This window comes from Geovibrio ferrireducens, assembly GCF_026226615.1.
Classification (GTDB): Bacteria; Chrysiogenota; Deferribacteres; order Deferribacterales; family Geovibrionaceae; genus Geovibrio; species Geovibrio ferrireducens.
Genome location: NZ_JAJAPB010000029.1, coordinates 1 through 887, shown reverse-complemented (window position 1 = coordinate 887; position 887 = coordinate 1). Strand labels below are relative to the sequence as shown.

At 48.9% G+C, this 887-nt stretch carries 1 pseudogene; it reads left to right on the top strand.

The window, feature by feature from the left end:
• Window positions 1–887 (top strand): annotated as a pseudogene (locus OSQ85_RS14015) (hypothetical protein); the annotation flags it as partial.

The window sequence follows — 887 nt, the reverse complement described above, 5'->3', positions numbered from 1 at the left end:
AACGACTACGCAGACGATCAGGACTTCTATCAGTATCTTCGTGTCCACACGGACGCAGTGAAGCTCGGAGACGGTACGGTGAGATTCGCCGCGTTTGCCAGATTCGCAGATGATATTGACGGAGACCACAAGAAGAGCTGGGGGGATAACTACTACTATTATCACCGTGATGCTCTTGACACTCAGCTCGGTTATGATGACTGGGCTCCGAGACTCTACCATGGTTATGCCCAGTTTGACGGCGTAATCAAAAACACAGTCCTCAACGTGGGACGCTTCTATCTTTCCCATCAGAACACCTTCCAGCTTGACGGAGCAGACGCATCAGTGAAGCTCGGTAAAATGGTTGAGGTATATGCTTTCGGCGGTAAACCCGTGAGCTACTACTATGACGTTGATGATGACAGCCTCTACGGCGGCGGAATCAATGTTAATGTGATGGAGAGCACTAAGATAGGTGCAGAGTATGTCCGCCTTGATGTAACAGACTTCGAGGATGACTACACCAAGTTCAGGCTTGATCAGGCTATCCCAAACGGTAACCTTGTCCTTGCCTACACCCTGATGAATGATGCAGCCACAGTGAACGCCGAAGGCGTATATGAGATAGTCTCCACGGGAACTATCGTTACATTTAAATATGAAGGCCTTCTTGACGAGGTCGATTATGAGAACTCATATGTGGTGAACCCCCTGACAAACACTCTCCTTGCGGAGAGCAAGTACAACAAATATGAGGCAGGGGTATATCAGGCCTTCCTTAACCACTTCGCCGCAGGTCTTACCTATGAGGCGAAGGCAGTGAACGGCACAGAGAACTTCGACAACCGTGATTATTCAAGAATCAAAGGTAAATTCGACATCTACGGACTCCCCTCTGAGAACAC